At 71.3% G+C, this 25,294-nt stretch carries 20 protein-coding genes and 1 riboswitch; of the genes, 14 read left to right on the forward strand and 6 right to left on the reverse strand.

Translation table 11 applies throughout. The features are described 5' to 3' along the window. Positions 1-24: 24 nt before the first annotated feature. Positions 25-1,491, reverse strand: a complete 1,467-nt coding sequence (locus ACFS27_RS10965; RefSeq protein ID WP_377182806.1) for a hypothetical protein — start codon at positions 1,489-1,491, stop codon at positions 25-27. Beyond that, complete coding sequence (locus tag ACFS27_RS10970; protein ID WP_377182808.1) at positions 1,488-2,018, reverse strand: SigE family RNA polymerase sigma factor; 531 nt, start codon at positions 2,016-2,018, stop codon at positions 1,488-1,490. Before ACFS27_RS10970 ends, ACFS27_RS10965 begins: the two co-directional genes overlap by 4 nt. Positions 2,019-2,219: 201 nt before the next feature. Between ACFS27_RS10970 and ACFS27_RS10975 the strand changes: the two genes are divergently transcribed. Both ACFS27_RS10975 and ACFS27_RS10980 read left to right on the forward strand, forming a co-directional pair. After that, entirely contained in the window at positions 2,220-2,987 is a 768-nt protein-coding gene (locus tag ACFS27_RS10975) for a TetR/AcrR family transcriptional regulator (protein ID WP_377182810.1), read from the forward strand. Next, the gene (locus tag ACFS27_RS10980; RefSeq protein WP_377182812.1) at positions 2,977-5,571 is read left to right on the forward strand and encodes a PEP/pyruvate-binding domain-containing protein; all 2,595 of its coding nucleotides are present in this window, start codon (positions 2,977-2,979) and stop codon (positions 5,569-5,571) included. Before ACFS27_RS10975 ends, ACFS27_RS10980 begins: the two co-directional genes overlap by 11 nt. A 20-nt stretch (positions 5,572-5,591) precedes the next feature. Here the strand turns inward: ACFS27_RS10980 and ACFS27_RS10985 are convergent, their stop codons facing one another. Continuing rightward, on the reverse strand, positions 5,592-6,452 hold the full coding sequence (locus tag ACFS27_RS10985) for an SDR family oxidoreductase (RefSeq protein WP_377182814.1): 861 nt from the start codon (positions 6,450-6,452) through the stop codon (positions 5,592-5,594). A gap of 146 nt (positions 6,453-6,598) precedes the next feature. Between ACFS27_RS10985 and ACFS27_RS10990 the strand changes: the two genes are divergently transcribed. Then, positions 6,599-7,285 (forward strand): PAS and ANTAR domain-containing protein, encoded by a 687-nt coding sequence (locus ACFS27_RS10990; RefSeq protein ID WP_377182816.1) that lies wholly within the window; start codon positions 6,599-6,601, stop codon positions 7,283-7,285. A gap of 48 nt (positions 7,286-7,333) precedes the next feature. On the opposite strand, the gene ACFS27_RS10995 is transcribed toward ACFS27_RS10990, so the two are convergent. Beyond that, complete coding sequence (locus ACFS27_RS10995) at positions 7,334-9,388, reverse strand: SigE family RNA polymerase sigma factor (RefSeq protein ID WP_377182818.1); 2,055 nt, start codon at positions 9,386-9,388, stop codon at positions 7,334-7,336. A gap of 125 nt (positions 9,389-9,513) precedes the next feature. Here ACFS27_RS10995 and ACFS27_RS11000 point away from each other — a divergent pair, with 125 nt between their 5' ends. Further along, the gene (locus ACFS27_RS11000; protein WP_377182820.1) at positions 9,514-10,359 is read left to right on the forward strand and encodes an endonuclease/exonuclease/phosphatase family protein; all 846 of its coding nucleotides are present in this window, start codon (positions 9,514-9,516) and stop codon (positions 10,357-10,359) included. Positions 10,360-10,443: 84 nt separating this feature from the next. Here the strand turns inward: ACFS27_RS11000 and ACFS27_RS11005 are convergent, their stop codons facing one another. Beyond that, positions 10,444-10,833, reverse strand: coding sequence for a hypothetical protein (locus ACFS27_RS11005; protein WP_377182822.1), 390 nt, complete (start codon positions 10,831-10,833; stop codon positions 10,444-10,446). A 187-nt stretch (positions 10,834-11,020) separates the two neighbouring features. Here ACFS27_RS11005 and ACFS27_RS11010 point away from each other — a divergent pair, with 187 nt between their 5' ends. From ACFS27_RS11010 to ACFS27_RS11035, 6 genes are all read left to right on the forward strand, one after another. Next, positions 11,021-11,926: a LysR family transcriptional regulator gene (locus ACFS27_RS11010; protein WP_377182824.1), complete on the forward strand. Its 906-nt coding sequence runs from the start codon at positions 11,021-11,023 to the stop codon at positions 11,924-11,926. A 116-nt stretch (positions 11,927-12,042) separates the two neighbouring features. Next, positions 12,043-12,170, forward strand: a riboswitch (glycine riboswitch). A 189-nt stretch (positions 12,171-12,359) separates the two neighbouring features. Then, positions 12,360-15,314 carry an aminomethyl-transferring glycine dehydrogenase gene (gcvP, locus tag ACFS27_RS11015; RefSeq protein WP_377182826.1) on the forward strand — a complete coding sequence of 985 codons (2,955 nt, stop codon included), beginning with the start codon at positions 12,360-12,362 and terminating at the stop codon, positions 15,312-15,314. Positions 15,315-15,396: 82 nt separating this feature from the next. Further along, positions 15,397-16,563 (forward strand): glycine cleavage system aminomethyltransferase GcvT, encoded by a 1,167-nt coding sequence (gene gcvT, locus ACFS27_RS11020; RefSeq protein WP_377182828.1) that lies wholly within the window; start codon positions 15,397-15,399, stop codon positions 16,561-16,563. A gap of 28 nt (positions 16,564-16,591) precedes the next feature. Further along, positions 16,592-16,963, forward strand: a complete 372-nt coding sequence (gcvH, locus tag ACFS27_RS11025) for a glycine cleavage system protein GcvH (protein WP_377182830.1) — start codon at positions 16,592-16,594, stop codon at positions 16,961-16,963. A 204-nt stretch (positions 16,964-17,167) separates the two neighbouring features. Continuing rightward, complete coding sequence (locus tag ACFS27_RS11030; protein WP_129789475.1) at positions 17,168-17,392, forward strand: helix-turn-helix domain-containing protein; 225 nt, start codon at positions 17,168-17,170, stop codon at positions 17,390-17,392. A 123-nt stretch (positions 17,393-17,515) separates the two neighbouring features. After that, positions 17,516-17,941, forward strand: a complete 426-nt coding sequence (locus ACFS27_RS11035) for a (deoxy)nucleoside triphosphate pyrophosphohydrolase (RefSeq protein ID WP_377182833.1) — start codon at positions 17,516-17,518, stop codon at positions 17,939-17,941. Positions 17,942-17,965: 24 nt separating this feature from the next. Here ACFS27_RS11035 and ACFS27_RS11040 read toward each other — a convergent pair whose 3' ends face one another. Further along, positions 17,966-18,787: a 2-phosphosulfolactate phosphatase gene (locus ACFS27_RS11040; RefSeq protein WP_377182835.1), complete on the reverse strand. Its 822-nt coding sequence runs from the start codon at positions 18,785-18,787 to the stop codon at positions 17,966-17,968. 155 nt (positions 18,788-18,942) lie between these two features. Between ACFS27_RS11040 and ACFS27_RS11045 the strand changes: the two genes are divergently transcribed. The 4 genes from ACFS27_RS11045 to ACFS27_RS11060 all read left to right on the forward strand — a co-directional run bounded on the left by ACFS27_RS11045 (position 18,943) and on the right by ACFS27_RS11060 (position 25,291). Further along, entirely contained in the window at positions 18,943-22,602 is a 3,660-nt protein-coding gene (locus ACFS27_RS11045; RefSeq protein WP_377182837.1) for a phosphodiester glycosidase family protein, read from the forward strand. Between the two features lie 17 nt (positions 22,603-22,619). Next, positions 22,620-22,838 carry a hypothetical protein gene (locus ACFS27_RS11050; RefSeq protein ID WP_377182839.1) on the forward strand — a complete coding sequence of 73 codons (219 nt, stop codon included), beginning with the start codon at positions 22,620-22,622 and terminating at the stop codon, positions 22,836-22,838. Positions 22,839-22,974: 136 nt separating this feature from the next. Further along, positions 22,975-23,826, forward strand: a complete 852-nt coding sequence (locus ACFS27_RS11055; RefSeq protein WP_377182841.1) for a hypothetical protein — start codon at positions 22,975-22,977, stop codon at positions 23,824-23,826. Between the two features lie 220 nt (positions 23,827-24,046). Then, a complete protein-coding gene (locus ACFS27_RS11060) occupies positions 24,047-25,291 on the forward strand; it encodes an extracellular solute-binding protein (protein ID WP_377182843.1) in 1,245 nt (414 codons plus the stop codon). Positions 25,292-25,294: the final 3 nt, after the last annotated feature.

The raw sequence follows: 25,294 nt of genomic DNA on the forward strand, positions 1-25,294 counted from the left end.
GACCTTTGTGCGTTCCCCGCGATCTCAGTCGAGGGTGGGGAGATCGGCGTTCTCGGGGACGGTCACGCGCGGCGCTGCGGGCACTGCACGCCCTCCCGAGCCGGGTTCCGCCGGAGCGGGACCTGTGGTGGCGCCGGCTCTCTCCGGCTCCAGCAGCGTGGCGATCTTGATCCTCGCCGCGGACCCGTCGGTCGTGCTCCACGCGATCCGGTCGCCGGCCAGGCCGATCATCATCCGTTCCCGCTGTCCGCTCTGCGCGACGCGCAGCAGGTCGGGACCGCCCGCACGGCTCGGCGCGGTGTCCCGGAGCAGGTAGGCGACCGGACCGGACACCCAGGCGACCGCATCCCCCGCTGCGGAGAGCCCTTCCACCGCGTTGTCTCCCAGCCGCACCACGACCGTCTGGTCCTCGTCGGGATCAGCGATCCCATCGGCGCGCGGGACGACGGTGAGGCCGCCGAGGCCGTCGCCGGCCCCGTAGGCGAGCACGTCGTCGGTGATGTCGACGATCGAGACCGGATCGCCTGGGTTGGCCACCGTCAGGAGGGTTGTGACGCCGCCGTCGTCTCCGTACGCGGTGAAGGTCGTCGTCGGAAGGCCGTCAGCGTCCTGCCCGAGGGACGCCACGACGATCTCGTCGCTGTCGCTACCCACAGCGGTAGCCTGCCGGGCCAGCGTCCTCGGTTGCCCGGTACCGTCGGCCGGGGCGACGGAGACGGTGGTTCCGTGCCGCCACGCGATGCGCTCGTCAGTCATGGTGAGGCCGACGGTGCCGCCGCGAGGAATCTGGGCGATCGTCCGGACGTCACCCGCGACGGTACTGGCCGCCCGGAGCCTGTACGGCGCGTCGACGAGCTCCTCCGGTGTCGAGCCGCTCAGCTCGTACCAGGCCACCTGACGTCCATGCGCGGTCAGGCCGCTGACCAGGGTGTTCGCGTCCCCCGTCACGAACCCCGACCCCGAGCCGGCGCCGAGGACGTGGTAGGTGATGGAGTACTCGTCCTCCGTCTCGGGCTGACTGAGTCCCCAGAATGCTCCGTCCGGGGTCAGCGTGTCCGGTGCGCGTCCGACGCCCGGGACGGTGTCGTCGACCCGGACGTCGAAACACGTCGACAGCGGTCTCGCATCAGTCAGGGTGTAGGTCACTCTCGGCCGCAGGTGTGCCGGCGCCGCGGGTTCAGGGGTCCGCCGCACCGCTGGCTCCGGAACGTCGCACCGCGACGCGTCGGCCAGCCCGAACAGCTCCCGCACCTGCTCGCTCCCCGGGAGCGTCACGTCGCCCACGCCGGGTACGGGCACCGGCCCGGCGAGGGCCAGGGAGAACACGACGGCGGCCGCCGTCGTGCAGGCCCCCGCGGCCTGCCGGGTCCGCCGACGCCGCAGTGCGCGCCGGCTCCCGGCCAGCACCGCGTCCGCGTCGAACGGGTGCTCCTCGACCGAGTCGGCACCTGCCTTCAGGCGGGCCAGGACGTCCGTGTCGCCGATGTTCATCGCGCACCCTCCTTGAAGATGTCGCGCAGGCGGGCGATCCCGCGCGCGTTGGCGGACTTGACGGTGCCGACGGCGATCCCGAGCTCGCGGGCCGTCTGCTCCTCGGTGAGGTCGAGCAGGTGGCGCAGCACGACCACCCGGCGCTGCGCGAGGGGCAGCAGGGACAGCGCGCGCATCACCTCGTCACGCACCGCGACACCGTCGGCCGGCCCTGTCACGGACCCGGCGGGGACGACCTCGGACACCACCTCGTGGCGAGACCGCCGCCAGCCGTCGATGCGCAGGTTGAGCGGGATCCGCCGGGCGTAGGCGCGGGGCTCGCCGTCGCGGGCCTTGTGCCAGGACCGGTACGACCGCTCGAACGTCGCCTGCACCAGCTCCTCGGCCCGGTGCGGGTCGCCGGACAGGAAGAGCGCCGTCTTGTAGAGGTACGGCCCGGCGTCCTGCACGAACGCCGTGAACTCCTGGTCCTTCGTCCGCGTGACGTCGACCCGGATCAGCGGGTGGTCGTTCACCTGGGCGGACATGGTCGGGTGCTCTCCCTCGTCATGTCCCCCACCACGTCGGGGACTACGAGAAAGGTTCCACGTCTGGGACAGCACTTCGAACGTGCAGGTCAGCGCCCGTCGCGCCGCGGTTGACCCTGCCCGTGGACAGGGCTAGCCTCCAATCATGACCAGATCGACGAAATTGGTCACACGTTCACGACGCGCTGACGGAGGCGACCCATGAGCGCTGCCACCGCCCGACGGCACGGGACCACGCAGCGTCGGATCGAGCGCGCAGAACGGATCCTCGAGGCCGCGAGCGAGCTGGTCCTCCGCTGGGGCTACGACAAGACCACCATCGACGACGTCGCCCGCCGCGCCGGTGTCGCCAAGGGGACCATCTACCTGCACTGGAGCAGCCGCGAAGAGCTGTTCGCCGCGCTCCTGCGCTGGGACCGGGCGGACATGGTCGATGCGGTCCGCCGACAGCTCCGTGCGGATCCGACGGCCGCGACCCTGCCAGGGCTGTTCAGCCGCCTGGCGCGTGAGGTCCACCGGCGCCCGCTGCTCCAGGCCGCACTGATGCAGGACTCCGAGGTGCTGGGCAAGCTCGTGCAACGGAAACGGACCAGAGGTACCGCTGGCGAGATCGTCGAGCCGTTCCAGAAGTACCTGGAGACGCTGCGTGAGCACGGCATGGCGCGAACCGACCTGACCGCAGAGGACCACCTGACTGTCCTTTCCACCGTCCTGTACGGCTCGGTGACGGCAACGCGGATGCTGCCGCAGGCGTTCCGGGTGTCCGACGAGCGCGAGGGCGAGCTGCTCGGCGACACGTTCGAGCGCATCCTCGCGACGGGAGAGGAGCCGTCCGAGGCGGCGCTCGCGGCGTGCGCCACCGCCACCCAGGAGTACGTCGACCGGGCCTACGAGATCGCGCGCGCCAAGCTGCGCGAGTCGCTCGGTGACGACCTCCGTCCGGAGCAGGGTGACTTCCGTGACCACTGAGGTCGATCAACCGTTCGTGCTGGACCTGGCCGACCCGGCGGCGGTCCGGTTGGAGCTGACCGGTGGCAAGGGGTCGTCCCTGGCGCGGCTGGCGGCAGCAGGACTGCCGGTCCCCGGCGGCATCCACGTCACCACCGACGCGTACCGGGCGGCGGTGGCGGGCGCTCCGCAGCGCTCGATCATCGAAGCGATCGGGACCGTGGACCCGGACCGGCCCGAGACCCATGAGGCCGCGGCGGCCCACATAGCCGAGGTGTTCGCGGTCCTGGAGGTCCCCGCAACGGTGGCCGACGCCGTCCGGGCCGGGTACTCGACGCTGGGCGTCGCCTGCGACCCGTCCGACGCACCGGTCGCCGTGCGGTCGTCGGCCACCGCAGAGGACCTCCCGGGAATGTCGTTCGCCGGCCAGCAGGACTCGTTCCTCAACATCCGCGGAGCCGATGCGCTGCTGCGCGCGGTCCGCGACTGCTGGGCCTCTCTGTGGACGGCGCGCGCCATCGGCTACCGGGCACGGCACGGCATCCCCGCCGACGACGTGGCGCTCGCCGTGGTGGTCCAGCACCTCGTCGACGCGGACGCAGCCGGCATCCTGTTCACGGTCGACCCGATGACCGGCTCCCGGGACCGTGTGCTGATCAACGCGGCATGGGGGCTGGGGGAGGCCGTCGTCGGCGGGCAGGTCACTCCGGACACCTTCCGGGTCGCGCGGGTGGGCGGCGCGGTCGATACCATGGTGAGCACCAAGGAGGTCCGTACCGTGCGGACGGCGGACGGGACGGGGAACGAGCCGGTGCCCACCGAGCTGAGGGACCGCCCGTCGCTCACTGACGAGCAGGCCGGTCGGCTCGCGACGCTCGGGGCCCGCATCGAGGAGCTGTACGGCGTCGCCATGGACGTCGAGTGGGCGCTGCGTGACGGGTCGCCGTTCATACTCCAGGCGCGGCCCGTCACGGGCGCCGCCGGTGAGCGGACGGTCACCGAGGTGTGGAACGACAGCCTGCGCGGCGACTACCTGTGGACGAACGCCAACCTCGGCGAGGCGCTCCCCAGCGTGATGACGCCGCTGACCTGGTCGCTCGTACAGACCTTCATGGCCAACGCCATGGCCTCCGCCGAGATCGGCCATCCCGTCTACGGGAACGTCGGGGGCCGGTTCTACATGAATCTCAGCGTGATCGAGACGATCGGCCGCGCGTTCGGCATGACGCGAACGACCGACGCGGCGCAACGCGAGGTCTTCGGCCAGCTTCCCGGCCATCTCGACATCCCGGTCATCCCCATCGGGCGATGGGCGCTGCTCAAGGTGCTCGTTCCCGCGGTCCGGGACAACCGGAAGGCGCTCGCCGCCGACGTGCGGGCTCTGCCGGCGTTCCTGGAGACGGCCGAGCAGCGCGGCACCGAGCTGCGTGAGCGTGCGGCCCGGATCGGCGACACCAGGGAGCTGGCAGCGTTCTGGCGCGCGGAGCTTGCTCCCTACCTCGTGGAGAGCTCCCGGATGCTGCGCGGCGCCGGGAAGCAGGACGGCAACCTGCTGCTGAGGCTGCGTCGCGACCTGCGCGAGACGCTCGGCGACGCCGATGCGGAGGTGCTGACGTCCGGCCTGTCCGCGGGCGGCCAGGGCCTCGCCAGCATCGGGCCGCTGGTAGGGCTGCGTGCGGTGGCCCGAGGGGACCTTGACCGGGAGACCTACGTGCGCCGGTACGGGCACCGCTGCGCGGACGAGTTCGAGGTCTCGGCACCCCGTCCGGCAGAGGAACGGGACTGGCTGGGCCGGCAGCTGGCCGGCCTGGCCGAGACGGACGTCGACGCCATGCTGGCACGACAGCACGAGGTCCGTGCGGCCGCGTGGACGCGCCTCGAGGAGCGGTCACCGCGCAAGGCCGCGGCGCTGCGCCGTCGGCTCGCCCGTTGGTCCGGGACCGCCCGCGACCGGGAGAGCGCGCGGTCCGAGGTGGTCCGGACGTTCTGGGCGCTGCGCACGTTCGCACTGCGGGCCGGCGAGCTCACCGGTCTTGGCGACGACGTCTTCTACCTGGACGGCGACGAGCTGGCCGGCGTGCTCGACGGCGCCGAGGTACCGGGCGGGCGCCTGGCGACCCGGCGAGCCACCTACGAGCAGTACCGCGACCTGCCCGCCTACCCGGCGGTGATCCGCGGCCGGTTCGACCCGGTCCGGTGGGCGTCCGACCCGGCGCTGCGCACCGACGTGTTCGACGAGCACGGCCTGGCGGCAGGGGCCGACGACGAGGTCAAGGGCTTCCCGGGCGCCGCGGGCGTCGTCGAGGGCGTCGCCAGGGTGGTGCGCACGGTGGCCGACGGCGAGGCGTTGCGGGCCGGAGAGGTGCTGGTCACCTCGGTCACCAACGTGGGCTGGACCCCGCTCTTCCCGCGTGCGGCCGCCGTCGTGACGGACGTCGGCGCGCCGCTCTCGCACGCCGCCATCGTCGCGCGCGAACTTGGCATCCCGGCAGTGGTGGGGTGCGGCAACGCGACGATGCGGGTGCGCACGGGCGACCTGCTCCGGGTGGACGGTGCGCACGGGACCGTGGAGATCCTGGAGCCGGCGGGGACAAGAGACGACTGAGGCACCCGCCGGCCACGCCGTCAGAACACCGGCTTGCCGCCGGTCACGCCGAGCACCGTCCCGGAGACGTACGACGCCGTCACGGGTGACGCGAGGAACACGAACGCCGGGGCTACCTCGGCGGGCTGTCCCGCGCGGCCCAAGGGAGTGTCCGAGCCGAACGACGCGACCTTCTCCTCTGGCTGGGTGGCCGGCTGCAACGGTGTCCAGATCGGTCCGGGGGCCACGGCGTTCACCCGGATCCCACGGGGACCCAGCTCAGCGGCGAGGTTCACCGTGAAGTTGTTGATGGCGGCCTTCGTCGCCGCGTAGTCCAGCAGCGAGCTCGACGGCTGGTACGCCTGGATCGAGGAGTTGTTGATGACGGCAGCGCCCTCCCCGAGGTGCGAGAGCGCCGACTGGGTCACCCAGAACAGCGCGTACAGGTTGGTCTTCAGCACGCGGTCCAGCTCGTCCGTCGTGATGTCCTCGACGGATCCTCGGCGCGCCATCTGATAGCCCGCGTTGTTCACCAGCACGTCGAGGCCGCCCAGCTCGCCGGCGGCCCGGTGCGCGACGCCGCGTGCGGTCGCCTCGTCCCTGATGTCCCCGGGGAGGAGGGCGCACTGGCGTCCCGCCTTGTGCACCCACTCCGCCGTCGCCCGCGCATCCTTCTCCTCCTCGGGGAGGTAGGAGATGGCGACGTCGGCCCCCTCGCGGGCGAACGCGATGGCCACCGCCCGCCCGATGCCGGAATCACCACCCGTCACCAGGGCCTTGTAGCCGACCAGCTTCTCGCTGCCGACGTAGCTGGCCTCACCGTGGTCCGGAGTCGGGATCATCTGATCGGTCGCTCCGGGCGGGTTCTGCTGCTGCGGTGGAAAGGGCTGGTCCTGGGTCATGATGTCCTCCGTCGCCGTGTGGCGTGTCCGACCGACGTGGTGGCCTCTCCTCGACCCTCGAAAAACACGCTAGCCCGAGCGCTCTCGTGTCGCACATCCCGTACTGTCAGAGCACCGGTTCTGCGAACTGTCCTGGAAGGAGCCTCGTGACCTCCCCAACAACGCCCAGCGAGCCCCCGCTCGACGAAACGCTCGAGGAAGTGCTCGCAGGAGGCGTCCGACCACCCGTTGGGCGGTATCGGCTCGACCTGGCAACGGGCCAGTGGGCATGGTCGGACGAGGTCTACGTGATGCACGGGTTCGACCCGGGCCAGATCGTGCCGACCACGCCGCTCATGCTGTCCCACAAGCACCCCGACGACCGGGCGCGGGTGGACGGGCTCCTCCGCCGTGCCGCCGAGACCGGTCAGCCGTTCAGCTCTGTGCACCGGATCCGCGACGCGAACGGGAAGACCCGCACGCTGGCCGTCACGGGCCAGGGACGGCGCGACCCGGCGACTGGCCGGGTGACGGAGCTGTTCGGATACTTTATCGACGTCACCGAGTCGCACCGAGAGGCGGCGGCGCGCGATGCGACAGCCTCGATCCGGGCATCTGCGGAGCGGCGCGCGGTGATCGAGCAGGCCAAGGGCGTGCTCATGGTGGTCTACGGCACCGACGAGGAGTCGGCGTTCGAGCTGCTGCGGCAGGCCTCGAACCTGGCCAACATCCCGGTCCGGGACATCGCCCAGACGCTCGTGCACCTGTTCTCCGGGCCGGGAGTCACGGTGTTCCCGACGCGCGAGGCGATCGACGAGTTCTTGGACAACCCGGTCCCGCCGAGCGACGCCTGATCTCAGCCCGCCCGTGGGCCGGGACGGCGACGGTGCTCTCCCGGGTGATCAGTCGCGTTCCAGGCTGGGGCTGACCGTTCCCTCGACCAGCCACTGTCGCACGCTCCGGGTCTCGAGCCAGGCGGTGCGGTCGCCGGCCACGCTTGCCGTCACGGCGTCGCCTGGGAACCGGGCGAGGTCCGGGCCGTCGTATCCGGAGGCCGACGGCGTCGCGCGGTACAGGTAGGAGGAGGGCACGGGGTTGTCCCCGGCGGTGTCGGTGCTGGTCCAGCTGATCAGGCCGCCGGAAGCGCGGAGGTCGTCGACTCCTCGGTCAGGAAGCTCCACGACGCTGTCCCGTCCGTCGGCGCGGTCGACGACGTAGAGGGTGCTCGCGCCGGATCCGGCACGGGTGGGCACAACCGCCCACGCGACCGCGTCGTCCGAGACGGCGACGGCGGTGACCTCTGCCGACGAGTCGTGGTCGACCTCGAACAGGGTGGTGCCGGTGACGTCCTCGCCGGCGAGGTCGTCGAACAGCCGGATCTCCGTCGTGCTGGTTTCGCCGCCGCCAGGACTCAGGACGGCGGCGACGGCCTCGTCGTCGTCGGCCGCGAGGGCGGTGACGCCGGTCGCGAGCTCCGTGGAGCTGTTCGGATCGTCGTGCGCCGTGGTGTACAGGCGGGTGTCGTCGTAGGCGACACCCGCTGTCCACAGGGCGTGGTCCTGGGTGGCGGCGAGGAGCCACAGGCGTTCCTCGGTACCGATCAGAGGTTCCTCATCGACGGAGAGGGTCCCGTCGGAGAAGCTGAGCGTGCGGAGGAAGCTCATGCGGGGCGACGTGTCGGCCGCCGTGTACTCGCTCCAGACCACACGGCCTCCGGTAACGGCGAGGTCGGTCGGGAACGCCCTGGTCTCCTGGTACCACGTCAGGCTCGTCGATCCGCCCGGCCTCTCGCGCGTCGCAGAGCTCGTCTCGACGTGCGCTGCGTTGGTCTGGTCGCTGTCGTCGTAGAGCTCCGCGCTGTCGAACCGCCAGATCTCGGCGGTGTCGGACAGCCCTCGAGGTTCGGCCAGCGGCTCCCCGTCGTCGGTGACCGGCAACCCCGACTCAGCGTCGATCGACCCGCGGGTCACCACATCGATGCCGACGTCGTAGCAGGTCAAGGGCCGTGCGTCGGCGGCATCGACCACCAGCGGGTCGTCGAGCGGGCCGAGGTCGTCGCCCGCCTCCGCCGGACGGGTCGGCGTCGGCTCGGGCACCTCCTCCGGGCAGGCGACCGGGGTGTTGTTGCCGGGCAGGGCAACGTCCGGGCCCAGGGCGTCGGTGGGGCCGGGATCGAAGAGGGGCGCGATCAGCTGTCCGCCCGGCAGCACGACCGGCCCGACGACGGGCAACGGCACCGGGCCGCGGGTCACCACCCCGAGCGCCAGCAGGAGCACCGCGCATGCCGCCCCGACCCCCTGCCCGACCCGGCGTCGCCGCAGCGCCGCACGGCTCCGGTCGAGCACGGCCGACCCGTCGAACGCCACCGGCTCGATCGTCTCGGCACCCTCGAGGAGCAGGTCCCGCAGGCGAGCCAGCCCGCGTGAGTTCGCCGCCTTCACCGTGCCGACGGCCAGCCCGAGCTCGCGCGCCACCTCCTTCTCGGGCAGGTCCAGCAGGTGCCGCAGCACCACGACTCGGCGCTGGGTGGGCGACAGCTGGGCCAGGCCGCGCACCAGCTCGTCCCGCAGGACGATCCGCCCGGCGTGGTCGGACGTCGGCGCGACCGGGATCTTGTCGTCACCAGGGAACGACTCCCGGCGTCCGTGCCGCCAGCTGTCGATCCGCAGGTTGACCAGGATCCGTCGGGCATAGGCGCGCCCCGTGCCCGGGCGGACCTTGGACCAGGTCCGATAGACCCGCTCGAACGTCGACTGGACCAGCTCCTCCGCCCGGTGCGGGTCCCCGCACAGGAGGTACGCGGTGCGGTGGAGGTACGCGCCGGTGTCCCGGACGAACGAGGTGAACTCCTCGTCGCGGTTGCGCGGCACGTCGAAGCGCACGCGCTGCGCCTCGTCGTCGTCCGACGGCAGGCTCGTCCAGAGGTTGCTCACGGTCGCCCCGCTCTCGTGCTCCATGCCACCCCCTACGGAGGGTATGGGTCAAAGGTTGCATGGTCGCCGAAGCCGCGAGCAGCCACGGACCGCTCCGGGCTACGACACGCCGGGTAGCGGCACCCGTCCGGTGGGCCCAAGATCAGGACGTGCGCCTCGCCACCTTCAACGTCCAGCACGGTCTCGGCCCGGACGGCCGCGTCGACAACGACCGGCTCGCCGACGCCGTCACAGCGCTCGCTGCCGACGTCGTCGCGCTCCAGGAGGTCGACCTGCGCCAGGCGCGGTCCGGGGGAGTGGACCAGGCGCGGCTCTGCGCGCTCGCCATGGGCGCCGTGGACCACCGGTTCCTGCCGGCGCTCGCGGGCCCGTTCCGCTACCCCGGAGTCCGGCGTCGCGCGCGGCGTACCGAACGGCCCGGCGTCCCCGGGTACGGCATAGCGCTGCTCTCCCGGTACCCGGTGCGAAGCTGGCATACCGTCCTGCTGCCGCCCGCGACACCATGGGTGCTCGGCAGGGTCCAGCTCGGCACCGACGAGCCGCGCGTGGCGCTCGCGGCGCAGGTCGGTGCGCCGGAGGGGCCCATCACCGTCGTGTGCACGCACCTGAGCGTGTACCGGTTCCCGTCCCTCACCTGGGTGGGCGGGGTAGCCCGGCGCACGGTGGGATACCGCAGGGGCACGCCCGGGGAGCGGCACGCGGAACGCCAGGTGGACCACCTCCGGCGTCAGCTCGTGGGACTGCCGCGTCCCCTCGTGCTGCTGGGTGACTTCAACCTGCGCGGATCCGTGCCGGCCGACCGCACAGGCTGGCACCCTCTGGCGACGGGCGACACCTTTCCCCGGCACGACCCGCGGTTCCAGATCGACCACATCCTGTGGGACGGAGGCCCGGGGGCGGGCTTGCCCGACGCCGCGGGCCGGGTGGTGGACACGGGTGTCTCGGACCACCGCGCGCTGGTGGTGGACCTGAGGGTCACCGGTTCGGGGAGATAGCGAGCCCGCTGCCTGCCGGCGAAGACAGCGAGGCCCGGCGCCGCAGCGCCGGACCTCGCGGAAGACCCCAGAGAACGTGGACCGTCAGGCTGCCTCGGCGTAGGCGCGGTGGGCGACCGCCTGCGCGATCGGCTGGGCGGCGACCGGCTGTGCCACCGGCAGCTCCGCCTCGTCGTGCGCGGTGTCCTCGACAGCCATCAGCACCGGGGCGGCCTCCGACCGGCGGAGCCGGCCGCGGAGCACGGTGAAGAGCGCGTTCGCGCCGATCACGATCACCACGGTGTTCGAGGCGGCGGAAGGCCAGGCGCCGTTGGCGCCGGCCACGGTCATCAGAATGGTCGCCGCCAGCACGTTGGTGCCCTGGAACGCGAGGGAATCGGCGCTCCAGCGACCGCGGCTGACCATGGCATACGCCACGATTCCGGCGAGTGCGCCGAACCAGCCGAGGACGGTGATGACCATCATGAGGGTCATGGCAATACTCCTGAGGAAGACGATCGAAACGATTCGAGGGGTGTGATGGAGACCAGACCGGAATCCATGTGGGGGTGTGGGCATGAGGCCGGGAGAGTTCGCTCCGGCCGCCGCCAAGGTCAAGCATGGGGCAGAATCTCGTTCAGCACAATCGAATGTTTGTGACTCCGGCATGTAGCATTGCTACATGCCCACCGATCCGCGAAGACTTGCTTTCCTCCTCGCCGTTCACCGTGCCGGCGGAGTGCTCGCAGCGGCTGATCTACTGCATGTGACGCCCTCGGCAGTCTCGCAGCAGATTGCCCGTCTGGAGGCGGAGGAGGGTATCGATGTGCTCGACCGCGGCCCTCGCGGAGTGACCCTCACGCCGGCCGGCCGGGTGCTCGCCGACGCGGCCGAGAGCATCGAGGCGGAGCTCGTCCAGGCGCGCCAGGCCGTTGCCGCGCTGGGCGGTGAACTCACGGGGCGGGTATCGGTCGGGTCGATCCAGACCGCCATCCGTACGGTCGTGGCGCCGATGCTCGTCTCGCTCGCGGAGCGGCACCCGCACATCGAGGTGGACGTGCAGGAGTACGACCCGCCGGAGGCGACCCGCCGCCTGCGCGCCGGCGACCTGGACGCGATAGTGCTGGAGCGCGACGTCGAGGTCGATGCCCCGGCTCCCCGTGGCGCACACGACGTTCCGCTGCTCGACGAGCCGTGGCGCATCGTGGTCCCGACGAGCCTGCCGGAGCCCGAACGCATCGACGACCTCGCCGGGCTCATGTGGGTGGGCCCGCAGGCGGGCTCGGCCGCGGCCCGCGCGGTCGGCCGCCTTGCCGCCCAGCTCGGCACGGCCTTCGACATGCGGCACGCCTACAACGACTTCGACACCGCCATCTCGCTCGTCGCCGCCGGCCAGGGGATCGCGATGCTGCCCGCCCTGGCGCTGCAGCAAGAGGTGCCCGACGGCGTGGCCGTGGTCGCGCTGGCCGGCCTCGGCTCGCGGCGCATGGTGGTGCGGCACCGCAAGAACCGGCACGAGCCAGGGCCGGCGGTGCGGGCGGTCGTCGACGAGATGGTCGCGGCGGCTCGCGAGATCGACCTCGGGTAGTCGCTGCGCCGCGCTGCTCCTTTCCGGCGCGGGCGCCTACGCCGCTACGATGTGCGCATAACTGAAGATCTTCAACGGTCTTGGGGTCGACAGCTCGATCTCACGACCGTGCCGCCAGAACCGTGACGGGAGAGTCCGGCCGGGCGCGCATCACCGCCATCGGCGGAGCGCCCCCGGAGCACCGGCGCCGAAGGAGCAATTTCCTCCCCGGGAATCTCTCAGGCCCCCGTACCGTCACAGTGAGGCAACTCTGGAAAGCGAGCCGCCGCCGCTCTGCGCTACGCCTGTCGAAGGGTCGAGCAACCAGGCGCGGAGGCTCCACCGACGGTGCAAGTCGGCGCGCCCCGATTCCCTCCCGGACCTCCGGGCAGGGTCACGGCGGACCGGCAAAACTCTCAGGTAGACGCACGTCCGCGAGCGGGCAGGGCGTCGGATGACAGAGCGGGGAGGGACCGCAGTCGTCCCCACGCCCTCGGACAGCCAGGAGCCCGCCGTGAGCACGCCCCACAATCCCGACGTCTTTGCCGACCGGCACCTCGGCCCTCGTGGCCGTGAGATCAGTACCATGCTGGACCAGCTGGGCATCGACACCATGGACACCCTCGTCGACCGGGCGGTCCCGAAGGCGATCCGCAGCCAGGCGCCGCTGAACCTGCCCGCCGCCCGTACGGAGCCCGAGGTGCTCGCCCACCTGCGTGAGCTCGCGGGCAAGAACCAGGTCAAGACGCAGATGATCGGCCAGGGCTTCTACGGCACGCACACGCCCGCCGTCATCCGCCGCAACGTGCTCGAGTCGCCGGCCTGGTACACGGCCTACACGCCGTACCAGCCGGAGATCAGCCAGGGCCGGCTCGAGGCGCTCCTCAACTTCCAGACCGCAGTCGAGGACCTCACCGGGCTCGAGATCGCCAACGCCTCCCTGCTCGACGAGGCCAGCGCCGTCGCAGAGGCCGTCGCCCTGATGTGGCGCGGGTCGAAGGCCAAGGAGGGGTACGTCGTCCTGGACGCCGACCTGTTCGGGCAGTCGCTCGCCGTCGCGCAAGGCCGTGCCGAGGCGATCGGCCTGCCCGTCGTCGTGGCCGATCTCAGCAACGGCCTGCAGGCCGGTCTGCCTGCCGAGCTGCCCGCAGGCCCCCTGGTCGGCCTCGTGGTGCAGCAGGTCGGGGCGTCGGGCCGAGTGCTCGACGCGCGCGGCGTGATCGCCGAGGCCAAGCAGGCGGGCGCGCTCGTCACCGTCGCCACCGACCTGCTCGCCCTCACACTCCTGGCCAGCCCGGGTGAGCTCGGCGCCGACGTCTCGGTGGGCTCCGCGCAGCGGTTCGGCGTCCCGCTGTTCTACGGCGGCCCGCACGCCGCCTACATGGCGGTCAAGAAGGGCCTGGAGCGGCAGCTGCCCGGCCGCCTGGTCGGCGTCTCGATCGACGTCGACGGCGCCGCCGGCTACCGCCTCGCCCTGGCCACCCGCGAGCAGCACATTCGGCGCGAGAAGGCCACGAGCAACATCTGCACCGCCCAGGCCCTGCTGGCCATCGTCGCCAGCATGTACGCCGTCTACCACGGCCCGGAGGGCCTGAAGGCGATTGCCCAGCGCGTCCATCAGCACGCGGCAGACCTGGCAACGGCCCTGGACGAGGCAGGTGTCGAGGTCGAGCACGCCACCTTCTTCGACACGATCCGCCTGAACGTTCCCGGCAAGGCCAAGGAAGCGGCGGCCGCGGCAGCCGAGGCGGGCTACAACCTCTTCGTCCCGGACGCCGACCACCTCCAGGTCAGCCTCGACGAGACGACCACACGGTCCGACATCGAGACGGTCGCGACCACCCTTCTGACCACCCTGGGTCTGGAGCCGACCCTCGCCGACTCCACAGCGGACGCAGCCCTCCCCGCCGGAGTGAAGCGGGAGACGACCTACCTGCAGCACCCGATCTTCCACACGCACCGCTCCGAGACCAGCATGCTCCGGTACCTGCGCAAGCTCTCCGACAAGGACCTCGCGCTCGACCGCACCATGATCCCGCTCGGCTCCTGCACCATGAAGCTCAACGCGACCGCCGAGATGGAGGCCATCTCCTGGCCCGGCTTCGCGGACATCCACCCGTACGCTCCCGTCGACCAGACGCACGGCTATACGGAGCTGGTCACCGCCCTGGAGCAGCAGCTCGCCGAGATCACCGGCTACGCGGCCGTCTCCCTGCAGCCCAACGCGGGGAGCCAGGGCGAGTTCGCCGGCCTCCTCGCGATCAAGGGGTACCACGCGTCGCGCGGCGAAGAAGGCCGCGACATCGTGCTGATCCCGGCGTCGGCACACGGCACGAACGCGGCGTCGGCGGCGCTCGCGGGCCTGCGGGTCGTGGTGGTCGCGACGGCGGACGACGGCGAGATCCTGCTGGACGACCTGCGCGCCAAGCTGGACCAGCACGGCCCGCAGGTCGCGGGCATCATGATCACCTACCCGTCCACGCACGGGGTGTACGAGGAGCACGTGCGCGAGGTCTGCGACCTGGTGCACGACGCCGGCGGTCAGGTGTACATCGACGGCGCGAACCTGAACGCCCTGGTGGGGCTGGCCCGGCCGGGCGAGTTCGGCGGCGACGTCTCGCACCTGAACCTGCACAAGACGTTCTGCATCCCGCACGGCGGCGGCGGCCCGGGTGTCGGCCCGGTCGCGGTGGCCGAACACCTCGTGCCGTTCCTTCCGGGCGACCCGACACCCGGGGTCTCGGCCGGCCCGTCCGACGACGCGACCGGCACCCCCGTGGCCTCGACGCGGTACGGCTCCGCAGGCATCCTCCCGATCTCCTACGCCTACGTGGCCCTGATGGGTCCGGACGGGCTGACCGAGGCGACCAAGACCGCCGTCCTGACGGCGAACTACGTGGCCTCGCGGCTCGACCCGTACTTCCCCGTGCTGTACACGGGCCCGAACGGGCTCGTGGCGCACGAGTGCATCCTCGACCTGCGCAAGATCACCGCGGAGACAGGGGTGACTGCTGAGGACGTCTCGAAGCGGCTCATGGACTACGGCTTCCATGCGCCCACCCTCGCGTTCCCGGTGCCGGGCACGCTCATGGTGGAGCCGACGGAGTCGGAGGATCTGGCGGAGCTCGACCGGTTCATCACCGCGATGATCGCCATCCGCGGTGAGATCGACGCCGTCGCGGCGGGCCGGTGGAGCGCCGAGGACTCGCCGCTGCGCGGGGCACCGCACACCGCGGCGTCGCTCATGACAGACAAGTGGGACAAGCCGTACCCGCGCGAGCTGGCCGCGTTCCCCGTGGCGAGCCTCCGGGCCACGAAGTACTGGCCGCCCGTGCGTCGCATCGACGGTGCCAAGGGCGACCGCAACCTCGTCTGCTCCTGCCCGCCGGTAGAGGCCTACGCCGAGTGACACCACTGTGCTGTGAGCGCGACCGTTGCGCCCAAAACGGACAGATAGGCGCAAAGATCACGCTCACGACGAAGGAGAGCTTGTGACCGACAAGACGACCCCGCTTCACCTCGAGCACGTGGCGCTCGGCGCCTCGATGACGCCGTTCGGTGGCTGGCTCATGCCGTTGCGGTACACGTCCGACCTGGCTGAGCACCGAGCGGTCCGTGAGGCCGCCGGCCTGTTCGACCTGTCCCACATGGGCAACATCAAGGTGACGGGGCCCGACGCCGCCGCGTTCCTCGACCACGCTCTCGTCGGGTACATCTCCAAGGTCCGCGAGATGGGGGCGCGCTACTCGATGATCTGCGCCGAGGACGGCAGCGTTCTGGACGACCTCATCGTCTACCGTCTCGCCGCCGACGAGTACTCGGTCATCGCGAACGCCGCCAACGCGGAGCTCGTCCTCGCGGAGCTGCAGGAGCGCACTGCCGGGTTCGACGCGGTGCTCGAGGACGTCCAGGCCGGTCAGGCCCTGATCGCCGTGCAGGGTCCACGGGCAGCCGAGATCATGCTCGCCACGGCAGGCCTCGTGGAGGACGCCGAGATCTCTGGCGGCACCGCGTTCGCCGACCTCAAGTACTACGCCTGCATGGGCATGCGGTTCGAGGGCGAGCCGGTGCTCGTCGGCCGCACCGGGTACACGGGTGAGGACGGGTTCGAGATCTGGGTCCCTGCGGGGCAGGCCGTCGCACTGTGGCGCGCCCTGCTCGCGGCCGGCGAGCCGCTGGGGCTGGTGCCCTCGGGCCTCTCGGCGCGCGACTCGCTGCGCCTCGAGGCGGGCATGCCGCTCTACGGGCATGAGCTCGACACCACCACCACGCCCTTCGAGGCGGGGATGGGGCGCGTGGTGCGCCTCGACAAGGTGTCCGACGACGGCACGCCGCTCCCCTTCGTCGGCAGGGACGCCCTGGCCGCACGCAAGCAGTCGGCGCCCGCCCGTGTTCTGGTGGGGCTGCGCGGCGAGGGCCGGCGCCCCGCGCGCGCGGACTACGACGTCGTGCGCCGGGGTCCCGGCACCGAACCGGGAACGGTCGTCGGCAGGGTGACCTCTGGTGCGCCGTCACCCACGCTCGGCTACCCGATAGCGATGGCGTACGTGACGCCCGAGGTGTCGGCGGAGGGCTCGGAGCTCGCGGTCGACGTGCGCGGGCGGGCCGAACCATTCGTGGTGGTGCCCATGCCGTTCTACCGTCGTCCCCAGAACTGATCCCACACCCCACGCGCAAGGAGCTGTCATGGCCGACTTCCCCGAGAACCTCAAGTACACCACCGAGCACGAATGGCTCGACGAGTCCACGCCCGCCGTCATCGGCGTGACCGACGTCGCGGCCGAAGCGCTCGGTGACGTGGTCTACCTGGAGCTGCCCTCCGTCGGCGCGACCGTCGAGGCGGGCGCCGTGGTGGGCGAGATCGAGTCCACCAAGTCCGTGTCCGAGCTGTACACGCCCGTCAGCGGCACCATCACCGAGGTGAACTCCGAGGCGGTGGACAACCCCGAGATCGTGAACCAGGACCCGTACGGCAAGGGCTGGCTCTTCAAGGTCGAGGTCACCGGCGCGGGCGAGCTGCTCACCGCGGCACAGTACGCGGCGCACACCGGGAGCTGACCGGCACGCCACTTCCGGGCCAGAAGACGGACCGCCCCTCAGGTCGCATTGTGCGCATCTGGGGGGCGGCCTGGGTCTCGGAACGGTAACAGTCAAAGAGCTCGTTCAGAACGGCGTCATGAAGTCCATGCGGGTCGCTTTATCTCGTAGCAGCAACCGTAGGCCGGAACCCCAGAACCGGCCGCTGTGTGGAGGAAACCGATCATGACTGCGATGACCCTTGACCACCGTGTGCCTAGCCTCACCCGTCGCGAGCGGGTAATCCTGGCGAACCTCACCGAGGACGCCACGCTCGAGCAGATCGCTCGACGCCTGTACGTCACCCGTAACACGGTGAAGACGCAGGTTCGTAGTGTGTACCGCAAGCTCGGCGTGTCCTCGCGTGCGGAGGCGATTGCCAAGGCGAACGAGTTCCAGATCGCTGACTGACGCACCCACAGGACTACGACGACGGCGCCCGTCCCCAGAGGTGCCGTCGTCGTTCTGTGTCGGTCCAAGGGTGTGGGCCGACCGGGTGTCGGTCGACCGGTGCCGGGTGGAAGACTGCTCGGCATGCAGGAGACCCTCATCGACGTGGCCGCCGCCGCGATCGTGGACGACCTGGACCGTCCCACCCGGCTGCTCGCCGCTCGCCGCTCGGCGCCGGCGGCGCTCGCCGGTCGCTGGGAGCTCCCGGGTGGCAAGGTGGAACCGGGCGAGGAGCACGTCGCAGCGCTGCGCCGTGAGCTCGTCGAGGAGCTCGGCGTGACGGTGACCGTCGGGGCCGAGCTACCGGGGCCTGACGGCGGCGCGTGGCCGATCACCACCAAGCACCGGATGCGCGTCTGGTTCGCGCGGCTGCAGCAGGGGGCTCCCGAACCGCTGGAGGACCACGACGAGCTGCGCTGGCTGACGGCGGCAGAGCTGGCCGACGTCCCCTGGCTGGACGGTGACGTCCAGATCGTGACGGCCCTCGCGGAACACCTCACGCCGAGGTAGCCGGCCTGGCCGGCACCTTGCGTATCAGTGCACGCCGGCTGAGACGCCCCTGCGGCTACGGGCAGCGGCGACGCGGTGCCCGAGGGGCACGAACGCACCGTCCATCAGCACGGGCACCACATCGGTCACGTCCACCTCGGTGGCAATGGTGACGTCGTCGGCGAACCCCGAGTCCAACAGCTCGCGACCGCTCGCGGTGCCACCCACGGAGTCCACGGTGTCCTTGGTGCCGTTCCACAGGGTGATGGTCGCAGCGGTCTCGGGGGAGAGGCTGACCGTGGGCAGCATCGCGGTGAGCCGCGTAGCGATCGCTCCGACGGCGAGGTAGTCCTCGAGGGCGGGCCGCAGCGTGTCGTCGGGCCACCGCTCACCCACGGGGACGAGCACGACGTCGTGCTTGTCGGACGCGTCCAGGTGCGCGGCCGCGAGGCCGGCAACGGCCTTCGCGTTGCGCAGGCTGCCCGCCACGATGAGGGCGCCGCGGTTGGCGATGGTGTGGCAGATCTGGGCGGCGCTGGGCGAAGGGATCACGAGGCGCTCGGCGTCGAGGTCCTGCAGGGACGCGGGGGAGATGCTGATGCCGTCCTCCCACCGCGGGCCGGCGAGGGCGGCGCGCATCGTCCGCGCGAGCCGGGCGGCACCGGCGGGGTCGTGGTACGGGAACGGATACACGCCGGCGCCCTGCTCGCACGCGACGGTGACCGTGGTGGAGAAGGTGAGCACGTCCACGACGACCACGAGCGACGAGCGCGCATCCGTTGCGGTCAGGGCGAGGGCGCCGGAGATACCCCAGTCCGTGCGCACACGGGCGGGTCGCTGGTCGAAGGCGGGGGACGTGTTTGCCACGAACGCATCGTAGTGTCACCAGAACTCGCCCATGTTTCGCGCTCAGCGAACACCATTGCGGTTCCGTCACTATTCACGCTCCCGCCGCCGGGTCATAACCTCGCCGCGCAACGCTGCCGCAGAACGCTCCCCCCGAGTCCCCAGAAGGAACGAGCATGCGACGAGTGCTGCCCGCGATGTCGGCGACGATGCCGCGCAGAACCTTGACCAACGCGCTGACCTGCGGAATTACTACTGTCCTGCTGATGGCGCCAGCGGTCGGCGCTGCGGCCGCACCGTTTCCCGGCCCGGAGGACGTCCCTCGCAGCGGCGCCGCGCTGACGGCTCCGACACCGTTTGCGAGAGGGCCGCTGCACTCCGGCAAGGCCGTCGAAATTTCCGCAGATGTCACCCATCTTCCGCTCGATGACGACGGCAATGCGATCGTCACGCGCCGGGACGAACAACGCATCGCCCCCGGCCTGGAGCTCACGCGGTTCGCGCGGATGAGCGACGACGGTTGGCTGAGCGGTGAGGTGCTCGTCGCGGACCTCGGTACGTCAGGAGACGCCGCGGCACAGCCGGGGAAGGTGCAGGTCGGCTACGTCGGCCCGGACCACGTGGCAGGCAATGCCACCGTCTCCGAGATGGCCGCCTCCCGCGGCGCGATCGCCGCGGTGAACGGCGACTACTTCGACATCAACAACTCGGGCGCGGCCCTCGGTGCCGCCGTCGACGACGGCACGCTGGTCAAGTCCGCCTCCCCCGGCCGGGAACGCTCGGTCGTGTTCGGGTCCGACGGCGCGGGGCGGCTCGCACAGGTCTTCCTCGAGGGCTCGGTGAGCTGGGAGGCCGACACGGGCTCGGCCACCGAGGTGCCCGTCAGCGGCCTCAACGTGACCGCTCTGCCTGCGGGCGGCGTCGCCGTGTACGACGCCGGCTGGGGGACCTTCACGCGGACGCGTCCGTTGGCCGCAGGGGAGCTGGGCGTCGAGGTGACCGTCGACGCCGACGGAACCGTCACCGCCGTCGGGCAGCCGGCAGGCGGGCAGCTGCCGGACGGGACGCGCGCCGTCGTGGCGCGGCCGGGTGCGGCGGCCCAGGCCCTCGCGGGTCTGAAGCCGGGCGACCAGGTCGAGGTGGCCTACGGCCTGCGGGAGGACGCCGGTGACGTCGCCGTCGCCATCGGCGGCGGACCCGAGGACCCGCTCCTGGAGGACGGCGAGGTCACGTCCGCGACGGGCGACCATGTCGAGCTGCGGCACCCGCGCACCGCCGTCGGCTTCGACGAGACCGGCAACCGCGCCTACTTCGTGGTCGTCGACGGCCGCCAGGCCCACAGCACCGGCATGAACCTGTATGAGCTGGGCGAGCTCATGGCGCAGCTCGGCGCCGACGACGCGATCAACCTCGACGGCGGCGGCTCCTCCGAGATGGTCGCCCGGATGCCCGGCGACACGGGCACCACGATCCTGAACAGCCCGTCCGACGGCTACGAGCGTTCCGACGCGAACGGCCTCGGCCTGTTCGTGGCACCCGGCTCGGGCCGGGTCGAGGCCTTCGACGTGCGGACCACCGTCCCGGCTGCCGACGCCGACCGGGTCTTCCCCGGTCTGCACCGCACCCTGGTCGGCAAGGGGTACGACGACGCCATGGGGCCCGTCGACGCCGAGCCGTCCTCGTGGCGCACCCGCAACGGGTCGGTAGCGAAGGTGCGCGACGGCGTGGTGACCGGCCGGAAGCCCGGCAGCACCGTCGTCACGGCCGCCTCCCTCGGCCGGCACGGTCTCGCCACCGGGACCACGGAGGTCGAGGTGCTCGGCGACCTCGTCCGGACGGGCGTGGACACCCCGGTCATCGGGCTCGACGACGCCGATGCGACCGCGCCGCTGGTCCTCACCGGCTACGACGCGCACGGGTTCACCGCACCGATCGAGGCGCGGGACGTCACGGTGACCGTGGCCGAGCCCGTCGAGACCCTGACGAGCTCACTCCCCGACGGCACGCCCACCGAAGGACCGGTCGCCGAGCTGGTTCCCGCGCCTGACGGCTCGTTCGAGGTGCGTGCGCTCGCGCCGGTCGGCGGCACCACCTTCGAGCTGTCGGTGCCCGGCCCGGACGGTGAGGACCTGACGACCCAGGTCGCCGTGACGGTCAGCCTGGAGGAGGACGTGGTCGCGGACTTCACCGACGCCGCCTCCTGGACGTCGGCGCACGATCGCGCCCCGGGCGGCTCGGTGGCCCCCGGCGAGGGGCACGACGGGGCGGCCGGCCTGCGGATGGCCTACGACTTCACCCAGTCCACGGCGACGCGGGGCCAGTACGCGATGCTGCCCGAGGCCGCGGCGGGTGGGCGCGAGCTGCCCGGCGCACCGCGCGCGGTGCGCATGTGGGTGGACGGTGACGGCAACGGGGCCTGGCTGCGGCTGCAGGTGCGGCAGGGCGACGGTGTGGTCACGCAGCTCGACGGCCCGGAGGTGAGCTGGACCGGCTGGCGCCAGGTGACCTTCCCGGTGCCCGGCGGCGTCGAGTTCCCCCTGCAGCTGCAGCGGATCCGCGCCCTGGAGACAGCCGCGGGCAAGCAGTACTCCGGAGCCCTGACCTTCTCCCGGATCGCGGCACAGGTCCCGCCCGCCGTGAACGCTCCCGAGGTGGCACGGGTCGAGGACGCGACGGTGGCCGCCGACGGCGCCACCGACGGCTCCCCCCTGCGGGTTGCGGTGCTGTCGGACGCCCAGTTCGTGGCACGCGACCCCGAGTCCGGAGCAGTGCAAGGCGCACGCGACGCTCTCCGCGAGATCGTGGCCGACGACCCGGACGTCCTGGTCATCAACGGTGACCTGGTCGACGAGGCCGCGCCGGAGGACTTCGACCTCGCCCGGCGCATCCTCACCGAGGAGCTCGCCGGCGCGGACTTCCCCTGGTACTACCTGCCGGGCAACCACGAGGTCATGGGTGGTTCGATCACCAACTTCGAGGAGGAGTTCGGTGACCGGACCCGTGTGCTGGACGTGGGGCCCGACGGGCGCGTCACGACAGGCACGTCCAGCGGCGAGGGCTCTACCCGTGGTGGGGTCACGCGCCTGGTCATGCTCGACTCGTCGGCCGGCCGCCTGGGCGCCGACTTCGCACAGGTGCAGATGCTGCGGGACGCGCTGGACGACGCCGCCACCGACCGCTCCGTCACGGGCGTCGTGGTGTTCGCCCACCACCCGCCGGACGACCCGCTGCCCACCAAGGCCAGCCAGCTCACCGACCGCCTCGAGGCCGACACGCTGCGCGGCTGGTTCGAGGACTTCGAGGAGAGTTCCGGCAAGTCGATCACCTCGGTGGGCTCGCACGTCGGCGTCTTCCACGCGAGCACGCAGGACGGCGTCCAGTACCTGGTCAACGGCAACTCCGGCAAGAGCCCCGCGAGCACGCCGGCCGACGGTGGCTTCACCGGCTGGTCGATGCTGGGCATCCGTCCGGCGTCGGGCGTAGGGGGAGCGGGACAGTGGCTGAGCTGGGAGGTCAACACGCGCGCCGAGCAGGTCACGGTCTCCGGGCCGCCGTCGCTCGCGGTCGGTGAGTCCGCGGAGGCGCACGCCGTCGTCGTCCAGGACGAGACGCGGGAGGTGCCGGTCGCTTGGCCGGTGTCGTCGGCCTGGGGTGGCGAGCGGGTGTGCACAACGGACCAGAGCGGCCGCGCCGCCCTCCGCGACTGCCCCCGCGGCGCCGTGCTCGCGCTCGATCCGGACACGCACGAGCTGACCGCGCTGCGGGCGGGCGAGGCCGTCGTGACCGTCACGGTCAACGGGCTGGTCGGCGAGCTGGCCGTCAGCGCACACCGATAGGACGGTAGATTTGCCTCATGAGTGATTTCGAGGTGGCCCGTAGGCAGAAGCAGGAGCCCACAGCGACCCTGTTGGTGCGCTTCATCATGTGCTTCGCCCTGTTCCTTGGCGGGTTCGCGCTGATGGCCATCGGGTCGATCGGTGACGGCGGGGCATCGCCGTACCTGTTCGTCGGTGGCATCCTCGCCGTCGGCCTGTCGTTCGGCCTGCCGATGATCGGCGCCACCGAGCGGTAGGCGCACTTCTTCACCCACAACGTTCCGGTTCTCTGGTCCGTACTCGGTTTCTCTGGTCCGTACTCGGTAGTGAAGCCTGACGGCGAGCGATACCGCCCGCTGGGACAGGCGCCATCGAGCAGACAGGACAACCGCGATGTCACTGCCCAGCAGGTCTCGCACCTCCCTCTTGCGCCGCGGGCTGGTGGTCCTTGCCACCTCCGCGACCCTCGTCGCCGGCGGCCTGGTCGCCGCCCCGGCCGCACAGGCCGTCCCGGTCGTCGACATCGACGACCGGGACGGCACCGTCGTCACGACCCGCATGCAGGCCGGGGGCGACCTCATCAACGGGAACACGAGGACCAACGAGCTGTATCCGGTCGTGTTCCGGTACAAGGTCGACCTGGGCTGGACCGGTGGCAAGCTGCGCGCCTTCGACGGCGTGGTCACCCTCCAGCGGGTCGGCGGGAGCAACGTCCGCCGGTACCCGGTCACCGTGGACCGGCACGGGAACGCGGGTGACACGGTCCGGCTGCCCGGGCGGATCAACCCCGGCTTCTACCGGGTGGGCATCGAGTTCACCGCCGCGCTGCAGCGGCCCGACGGTCAGGTGAACCGGCACCGGGTCAACATCAACAACTCGGAGACGGTGTCCATCCGCCGCGCGACCTGGGTCAAGGCGTCGATCGCCAACCCAACGGCCACGGACGGACGGCCGTCCCGGATCTCCGGAAAGGTGCAGGCACTCAGCATCGCGGCGGACGGCGACCTCTCGTGGGCGACGGTGCACAGCGGCACCGTGCACCTCTCCTATGACCCGGACGGTCCCTGGAAGTACGACGCGAAGAACGTCTACGTGCGCGCCCTGACCATCCCTCGTGACGGGACGTTCTCGACCGTCGTGTCGGCACGGGACCGGTGGTGGAAGCTCACGTACGCGGGCAACGACCGGTTCGCCAAGACCACGAACTGGCTGCCGCAGGGCGACCACGAGGGGTGCGGCTGCTGATCGCACCGGGCCGGCGACGCGGTCCGCCGTCGGCCGTCGAGGCGCATGGAAGGAGGGCCGCGGCAGCCTGCTGCGACCCTCCTTCGTGGCCCCCCCGCTGGCCTCGCAGGGCTCCTGGGACCACTGTGTCACTCGTATGTCACAGGTTTGTTAGAACTGTTGACAGATTCAGGGGCAAGTGCAAACGTGACCTGCACCACCACGAAGGAGAGGGACGGTAATGGCTCAGTACAAGAGGCTCGGCGGGATCATGGCGATCACGCTCGCCGCGACAACGGGACTGACGGCCTGCGGGTTCGGCGGGTCGAGCGGTGAAGAGAGCGGCGACGGAGCCACGCTCGACCTGCTCGTCCCCAGCTACTCCGACGCTACCCAGGGTCTGTGGGAAGACGTGATCACCGGGTTCGAGGAAGCCAACCCGGACGTCAAGGTCAACCTTCAGGTCGAGTCGTGGGACAACCTCGAGTCCGTCATCGCCACGAGGATCCAGGGCGGCGACGCACCCGACATCTACAACGGCGGTCCGTTCGCCGGATTCGCCGAGGACGAGCTGCTGTACCCGGTCGAGGAGATCACCTCGGAGGAGACCTACGCGGACTTCCAGCCGACGTTCCTGGAGAACGCCCAGGTCGACGGGACCACGTACGGCCTGCCGTGGATCGCGTCGTCCCGTGCGCTGTTCGTCAACGACGCGCTCCTCGAGGAGGCGGGTGCCGAGGTGCCTGCCACCTGGGACGAGCTGCTCGAGTCGGCGAAGAAGGTCTCCGAGCTCGGCGGCGGCGTGGCCGGCTACGGCATGCCGCTCGGTTCGGAGGAGGCGCAGGCCGAGGCCGGCGTGTGGCTCTGGGGCGGCGGCGGCACGTTCGGCGACGCCGACGCGATCACCATCGACACCCCGGAGAACCTCGAGGGCGCCGAGTTCATCAAGAAGATGATCGACGATGGTGCCACGCAGGCCGACGCCGGTGCGTCCGACCGCAGCCCGCTCTTCGACATCTTCGTCCAGGGCAAGATCGGCATGCAGGTGGGCCTGCCGCCGAGCGTCGGCCAGATCGAGTCCGACAACCCGGAGCTCGAGTACTCGATCCACCCGATCCCCACCAAGGACGGCGGCCCGTTCACGCTCGGCGTGGCGGACCACCTCATGGCCTTCGAGAACGACGGCGACAAGCAGGAGGCCATCACCGCCTTCTTCGACTACCTGTACTCCGCGGACGTCTACGTCCCGTGGGTCGAGGCCGAGGGCTTCCTGCCCACCACCCTGTCGGGCTCGGACGAGCTGGGCGACGACGAGGCGCTCGCCCCGTTCCTCGAGACCCTGCCGGACGCGCAGTTCTACCCGAGCACCAACCCCGACTGGACAGCAGCGGACTCGGCGTTCAAGGCGCTGTTCGGACAGCTCGACGGCAAGAAGTCGGCCAAGGACGTCCTCGCCGAGATCCAGGCCCAGGTCGACGAGGGCTGATGT

This window comes from Promicromonospora vindobonensis, assembly GCF_042685865.1.
GTDB lineage: Bacteria > Actinomycetota > Actinomycetes > Actinomycetales > Cellulomonadaceae > Promicromonospora > Promicromonospora vindobonensis.